The organism is Streptomyces sp. NPDC032091, from assembly GCF_055580265.1.
The window spans coordinates 1-7,038 of record NZ_JBVILR010000048.1 but is presented as its reverse complement, the minus strand read 5'-3'; the positions used below and the strand labels follow the sequence as shown (position 1 = coordinate 7,038).

Here is a 7,038-nt window from a genome sequence, read left to right as displayed (position 1 = left end):
GTCCGCCACAAGCACCACTGCCGTGTTGTCCATCCCATCCCCCGCCCTGTTCTGCTAGAACCGGCCCCAACCCCCCCACACCCGCCGCGCCGGGGCCCGGCCGGGCCCCGGCGCAGCGGTTCACCGGGTCTGCGTGGACAGGCTCACGCCGCTGAAGTCCTGTGCGGCGGCGAGGCTGAAGTGGACCCAGCCGGACGGCGGGTTGTCGATCGTCAGGGTCTCGCCGTTGCCGGGGCCGGCGGACTTCGCCTGGTGGCCGGTGGTGGTGGCCCAGCTGCCGCCGCCGTAGTACAGGTCGGCGTTCCCGGTGCCGCCGCTGCTGGTGATGGTCAGCTGCCTGACCCCGGCCGGCAGGTACACGAAGTGGTGGCTGTAGTTGCCGGCGGTGGCCGCGAGACCCTCTCGGCGGCAGTTCAGGTCGAACTGGCGCGGGTCGGCGGCGGTGCAGAGCGGGGTGGACGGGGCGTCCGGCAGCGGGCCGCAGCCGTCGGTCGCGCAGGTGGTCGTCAGCCAGGTGGTGAAACCGGCGTCGTAGCGGGTGCCGATGGTCTGCTTCAGGAAGGCGCGGGCACCGTTCCAGTCGCCCGCGCGGTACTTGCCGAGGAGGGTCTCCATGTCCTCGCGGTGCGCCTGGAGCATGTAGCGGACGGCGAGGAAGCCCCAGCGGTAGATCCGGTTCGAGTTGACGGCGGGGTCCGCGTCCTGGCCGTAGACGGTGTCGAACAGCTCGCTCAGCCGGTACGTCTTCTTTCCGGCCTCGGCGATCGCGTCGGCGTTGCGCTCGCCCCGGTAGCCGTAGGAGACGTTCTCGGCGATGCCCTCGACCCACCAGACGGTCGGCGTGGTCATACCGGCCTCGAAGTCGCCCGCCATGTCGAAGCGGCCGTCGAGGTAGTGGGTGTACTCGTGGTTGAGGTTCCAGATCTGGAAGGAGGGCCGCAGCCAGTCGGCCTCGTGGGCGATGAAGCGGGCCTGGTTGCCGGCGACGGCCGGGTTGCCCTCCTCGTACATGCCGCCGTTGTCGACGTCGATGTCGTAGAGGGCCCAGGCGTACAGCGAGTACTGGCCGTAGTCGTCGAAGACCACGACTTCCAGGCTGGTGTTCAGGTCGCCGGGGATCGCGCCCTTGTCGCCGATGACCCGGTGGAAGTAGGCGTCCTCGTTGACCAGGCTGGTGCAAGTGCTCGCCAGCTGGCCGGGGGACATGTCCTGGGCGCGGATCTTCAGGCCGGGGGTGCAGGTGTGCTGGATCGGCAGGACGGCCGGGAGGACGCGGGCGCCCAGGTCGCAGAGGGCGTAGGCCGCGCAGTTGCCCTTGTCGTACTGGCGCGTGTACCAGCCGAGGTTCATGGTGATCGGTCCGGTCGGGCCGACGTTCGGGTAGCGGTTGATCAGGTCCTTCAGCAGCGGCCGGACCCGGTCCTTGAGCTCGGGGACGTCGAGGGCGTAGCCGAGGTAGCGGCCGACGTTGCTGACGACGTCCAGCCGGTTGAGCTGCGCGCCGTTGCGGGTGATGAAGCCGGCCCAGGTGTCCAGGATCGCGGGGTCGGCCTTGAGGGCGGCCCGCCAGCCGCGGTCGTCGTTCTTGGCCTTGAAGCCGTTCTGGACGACCCATTCGACGTGCTGCATGGCGAGGTCCATCGGGGCGGGCCAGGTGCCGTCGTAGTGGCCGAGCATCCACGTGACCACCCCGGCGTACCGGCCGGCCGTGTGGGTGCTGTCGATCAGGGTGACGACCTCGTTGAAGATCTCGCCGTTGGCGTCGGTGACGTCCTTGCTGCGCGGGGAGGCGAAGAAGGCGTCCAGCGCGCCGCGGGCCGCGCCGTCCAGGGCCGTGCCGTAGTCGCCGACGGCGTCGGCGTGGTTGTCCTGCACGTAGTAGCCGGCGCGCAGGAACAGCACGAGCTGGCCGACGGCGGCGCTGTTGTCGCCCGTGTAGCCGGCGGAGGCGTCGCGCAGGGCGTTGGCGACGGTCACCATCTGGGGTTCGCGGAAGGCCTTGCGCGCGTCCTCCCCGGTGAGGTTGAACAGCGGGTACGTACAGGTGATCCGGGGGAGGGCGGTCAGCTGCCGGACGAGCGCGGCGCCGGTGGCGTCGATCACGCCGGAGAGGTCCCCGCACGCGTCCCCGGCGGCGGCCGCGGACTGCCGTTCGGCCTTGCCCTTCTCGTCGGCCCGGCCCGTCCGGGCGACGGGAGCGGCGGCGGGGGCCGGGGCCGTTTCCTCGGGGCTGTCCTGCGAGGAGATCCGGAAGCGGCCGCCGCCCCGTACCGCGTCGGGGGAGCGGGGGACCGGGATCGAGCGCGGCGCCGGCGCCGCGGTTCTCGCCGGGCGCGGGCCGGCCTTGGCGGCGGCGCCGGCCGGGGCGGCCTGGCTCGGTGGTGCGAACAGGCCGAGCGCGATGAAGACGGCCGCGCCGAGAGCGGGCAGTCGGCGCGCGCCGGCCTTCGTTATCCGGAAGGGATGCATCTGCGGGGGCCTCCGGGGCCGTGGGACCCCGTGCTGACAGACACGAGGTGTTGACATGTGACATGTAAAATTGCACATGTCGCAACGCTCCGGAAGTCTTCGCGCAGGATTGGTTCACTCGCCCAGGCGGACGGCGAGGGCGGCGATGTCGTCGTCGAGGGCGCCCCTGCTGTGCCGCAGCAGGTCGTGGTGCAGGGCCGTGAGCAGTTCGCGGGGCGGCGTCGGGGGTTGTCGGCGCATCCAGGCCGTGAGCGGGAAGAACTCCCCGTCGCGGGCCCGGGTCTCGGCGATCCCGTCGGTGTAGAGGAGCAGCAGGTCGCCGGGGGAGAAGGCGAAGGTGTCGACGGTGTAGTGGTCCCCGATCAGTTCCGCGAGGCTGAGCAGCGGTGAGGGGGAGGCCGGGTCGAGGACGCGGACCCCGCCGTGGCCGAGCAGCAGGGGTGGGGGGTGGCCGCAGTTGAGGATGTCGATGCGCCGCCCGCCGGGCGGGATCTCGGCGACGAGCGCGGTCGCGAACCGCTCCGTCGGCCCGTCGGATGGGAAGGACGCGTTGTAGCGGGTGCTGCTGGCGTCCAGCCTGCGCGCGATCTCCACCAGGCCCGGTTCGTCGTACGCCGCCTCGCGGAAGGCGTTGACGATCGCCGCGGCGGCCCCCACCGCGGGCAGGCCCTTGCCCCGGACGTCGCCGATGAGCAGCCTGACCCCGGACGGCGTGTCGACGACCTCGTAGAAGTCCCCGCCGATGCGGGCCTCCGCCGCGGCCGCCAGGTACAGGGACTCGATCTCGACGTTCCGGAAGCGGCGGGGCAGCGGGCTCAGCACGACCTGCTGCGCCGCCTCGGCGACGAGCCGCACCTGGAACAGGGTCCGCTCGCGCTGGAGCCGCAGGTGGCTGCCGTACGCGGCGGCCACGGTGACCGCGATGATCCCCGCGGCCGTCCACCACGTCCCCAGGTCGGGGAAGACCAGGCTGAGGCCGATCATCAGGCCGAGGCAGACCGTGCCGAGCAGGACGGTGGGGAGGACCGGCCACATGGCGGCCGCCAGGGCCGGCGCCGCGGGCAGGAGGCGGCTGAAGGCCAGCTCCGGCGGAGTGGCGTAGGCCAGGGCGGCGATCACGGCGGTCAGGATGACCGGCGACAGCCGCACCAGGCTCCCCCGACCGTGACTCCGGCGGAGCCGCGGCCGTCCAGACTCGATCACACCCCACAGAATATCCGGGCAAGAGGGACATAGCGCTCCGGCGACCGGCGTCGGCGGCACCGCGCACACCCCGCGCGTCCAGCGGCACACCGGCCCTCCGGACTCCGGAAAAGTGCGAATTTCCGCAAGGCCGCCTCCGGTCCGTGACGCGGTCGCGGTGCGATATCGCTCCCGCCGCCCGGGGCGGAATACGGAATTCGGCCAATTCCCGAAAAAGGTCCCCAGGGGGGTGATCCGGCGCGCGTGCCGGGATGAATTCCAGGCCCTTGATCATCGGATCATCCGGCGACTACCTGGTTCGAGTGAAGGGGATCGGCGATTTCCTTTACCGCCTCGTGACCGCTGCTACTAATTTCCCTGCGCCCGGATCCGGGACGCGTCAACCCCTTTTTTCCAGGCCGTGCGCCCCGCGCTCCGGCCTGCCTCGGGAATGGAATTCGCATGATGCACACGGCCTTCCGCAAGACGCTCGCCCTCGCCGCGCTCGCGCTGACCGCCACCCTCCTGCCCGCCGGTCAGGCCGGGGCGGCGGGCGCCGCCCAGCAGGCCGCGCGGGTCCCCGGCCGGTACTGTCTGGCCAACGCCTGGGGGACCCCGAACATCTCCACCAAGCCCTGCGACCCCGCCGACCAGGGGCAGCACTGGACCGTCTCGGGGCACCAGATCTCCCTGACCAACGCCCGCGCCTACTGCCTGGCCAACACCTGGAACGCCACGACCGTCTCGGTGAAGCCCTGCAACCCCAACGACCAGGGCCAGTACTGGAACGTCGCGGGCCAGCAGATCGCCCTCACCTTCGCGCCGGCCTACTGCTTCGCCAACGCCTGGGGGACCCCGAACGTCTCCACGAAGCCGTGCGACAACACCGACCCGGGCCAGCACTGGGTGGTCTTCAACGACCAGATCAGCCTGGCGCTCGTCTGATCCCCCCGCCGTGCCCGGGGCGGCCGGCCGTGGCCGTCCCGGGCACGGCGACGGGCCGGCCGTGGCGACGGGTTCAGCCGCCGACGCGGGGCACCCGGAGCTTCGCCCAGGACGTGGGCCCGGGCGTGCCGTCGGCGTCGTCCCCCTCGTAGCCCAGGCTGCGCTGCCAGGCCCGGTACGAGGCGACGTCTCCGGAGCCCCAGACGTCGGCGTCGGCCGTGCTCCGGTAGTGGTCGCAGCCGACGGCGACCAGCCGGTCGTGCACGGCGGCGATGACGGGGCTGCGCCGGCCGGCGGTGAAGAACCCGGCGCCCGGGAACGGCTCGAAGGCGGACGGGGGCGGCGTCCACCGCCAGGCGGCCACGGCCGGGCCGCCGCGGGGGTCGTGGGGGTCGGCGGTGGGCGGACACTGCCCGTCCGGGAAGCGGGGGGCGAAGTAGCCGGTGACGTAGCTGCTGCGGCGGGGGTTGGAATGCGACCAGACGCCGTTGCCCTGGCCGTGGTCGGCCGATCCGGCCCGGATGCTGTTGCCGCCCTTGGTGTAGAGGGTGTCGGCGTCGAAGCCGGTGACGATCTCGGTGTGGGCGCCGTCGCCGAAATCGACCCAGGCGCCGACGGAGGGGTACTCGGACCACTGGTCGCGCTCCCGGGCCCACGCCGCGAAGGCGCTCACGTTGTCGACCTTGGGGACGATCGCGTCGAGTCCGACGTCGTGGTACATGCACCAGTCGAAGATCACGCACCAGGCGACGCCGTTCTCGCCGAACTCCTCCCCCCAGCGCGTGTAGTTGTCCCAGCCGTCGCGGCTGTTCCAGCCTTCGTAGACCTGCTCGGGGACGGACATGAGGTGGTCGGTGAGCTGCCGCCACCGGGGTGTGCTCATGGGGTGCCTCCAGGCGTGACGGTGCCGCGCGTATCCGGAGCCGTCAATTCCCGTGGAGGCTTCCCAGGAGGGGGCGGGCCGATGCCGCCCTGAGCTGGAGAAAGGATTCAGCCGACCGTCCTCAGGCCGCCCGGCGCCCGCCCGCGGCCAGGGCCTCCTTGACCGCCCGCGCCACGCGGGCCGCGTCCTCGGGGTGGTTCACCACGTCCGTGTGGTTCATGTCGATGACGAGGACCTCGCTGGCCGAGTAGTGCTTGTGCACCCAGTCGTCGTAGCCGGACCACAGCGTCCGGTAGTACTCCACGAGGCTCTCGTCCTGCTCGAAGTCGCGGCCCCGCAGCCCGATGCGGTGCAGCACCGTCTCGAAGTCCGCCTTCAGGTAGACCATGAGATCGGGCGCCTTGCGGTACGGCAGGCCGTCGATCTCGCGCATCATCTCGTCCAGCAGCCCCTCGTACACCTGCATCTCGAGGGAGCTGATGCGGCCCAGGTCGTGGTTGACCTTGGCGAAGTACCAGTCCTCGTAGATGGACCGGTCGAGGACGTTGTCCCCCTTCTTGTACGCCTCCTTGATCGAGGCGAACCGCGTCTGCAGGAAGTAGAGCTGGAGCAGGAAGGGGTAACGCTTCGCCTGGATCTCCTCGGGGCTCGCCGTGTAGAAGAGCGGCAGGATCGGATTGTCGTCCACGCTCTCGTAGAAGACCTCGCTGCCCAGCTCCTTGGCGATCAGCTCGGCCACGGTCGTCTTGCCGATGCCGATCATGCCTCCGACGCAGATCACTGGCATACCTCACTTCTCCCTGGGGGTCTTTTCTTCGCGGGGCGGCCCGGCCGGGCGCCCCGGGTCCGGGGCGCCCGTCGGCGGCCGCTCGTTTCCCCAGGATCTTCATGATCAGTGCCATGTGGTCCCCGTCGGGACCAAGGCCCCGACGCAGGTCGCTCTCCCCGACCTGCCGGACTGACCGTTCCGCAGTTGCCGTATTCAGCGACGAGCCACCGCCCCGTGGCCGCTCAGAAGCATAAGTCATGGTCCGCCCGGGTGCTGGCGCGTGCGCCGGATGGCGGCGCGGGCCGGCGGTCCGGGTGGCGGTCCGGCGGCGCGGGCCCGAGGCTCGTGGACGGGGGAGACGACGAGGGAAGGGCGGTCGTCCATGCCGCAGGCCGACGAAGAGGGCCTCGCCGTGCGCCCGGCGGGGGCGGCCGCCCCGCGTCCCACCGGGGCGGGGCGCCTGAGGGCCTTGGCCGTGCGCACCGGTCTCGTTCCCGCGTTCCTGGTGCTCACGGTGATGATGGTGGCCCTGTGGCTCACGGGCATGCCGTTCCTTCAGGCCCTGACGGTGTCCACCGGGGTGAAGATCGCGCTCGTCCTCCTCGAACTCCGCCGCCCGGCGCGGCCGGGGCCCCGGGCGTGAGCGTCACGCCGTTCCCCGGACCTCACCGCCCACCCGATGTCGTACGGATGTTCTAGGGCCTGTCGTCAAACTCCCGTCTGCCCCGCGACGCCTGGCACGCGCTCTCGCCGCACCGGGCGAAAGCCAAGTACGTCCAGTACGCGGGCT

General features: G+C 71.5%; 6 protein-coding genes. 2 read left to right on the top strand and 4 right to left on the bottom strand.

Annotated elements, in window-relative coordinates; genetic code table 11:
- Positions 1-120: 120 nt before the first annotated feature.
- Positions 121-2,469 carry a M9 family metallopeptidase gene (locus ACZ5NJ_RS37565; protein WP_468771260.1) on the bottom strand — a complete coding sequence of 783 codons (2,349 nt, stop codon included), beginning with the start codon at positions 2,467-2,469 and terminating at the stop codon, positions 121-123.
- A gap of 114 nt (positions 2,470-2,583) precedes the next feature.
- Positions 2,584-3,672 (bottom strand): PP2C family protein-serine/threonine phosphatase, encoded by a 1,089-nt coding sequence (locus ACZ5NJ_RS37560; protein WP_468771258.1) that lies wholly within the window; start codon positions 3,670-3,672, stop codon positions 2,584-2,586.
- A 441-nt stretch (positions 3,673-4,113) separates the two neighbouring features.
- Between ACZ5NJ_RS37560 and ACZ5NJ_RS37555 the strand changes: the two genes are divergently transcribed.
- Entirely contained in the window at positions 4,114-4,596 is a 483-nt protein-coding gene (locus tag ACZ5NJ_RS37555) for a ricin-type beta-trefoil lectin domain protein (protein WP_468771256.1), read from the top strand.
- A 73-nt stretch (positions 4,597-4,669) separates the two neighbouring features.
- Here ACZ5NJ_RS37555 and ACZ5NJ_RS37550 read toward each other — a convergent pair whose 3' ends face one another.
- Both ACZ5NJ_RS37550 and ACZ5NJ_RS37545 read right to left on the bottom strand, forming a co-directional pair.
- Positions 4,670-5,479, bottom strand: coding sequence for a peptidoglycan-binding protein (locus ACZ5NJ_RS37550; protein WP_468771254.1), 810 nt, complete (start codon positions 5,477-5,479; stop codon positions 4,670-4,672).
- 121 nt (positions 5,480-5,600) lie between these two features.
- Positions 5,601-6,266: a deoxynucleoside kinase gene (locus ACZ5NJ_RS37545; RefSeq protein ID WP_468771253.1), complete on the bottom strand. Its 666-nt coding sequence runs from the start codon at positions 6,264-6,266 to the stop codon at positions 5,601-5,603.
- A 364-nt stretch (positions 6,267-6,630) separates the two neighbouring features.
- Between ACZ5NJ_RS37545 and ACZ5NJ_RS37540 the strand changes: the two genes are divergently transcribed.
- Positions 6,631-6,891 (top strand): hypothetical protein, encoded by a 261-nt coding sequence (locus ACZ5NJ_RS37540; RefSeq protein WP_468771252.1) that lies wholly within the window; start codon positions 6,631-6,633, stop codon positions 6,889-6,891.
- The last annotated feature ends 147 nt before the right edge of the window (positions 6,892-7,038 follow it).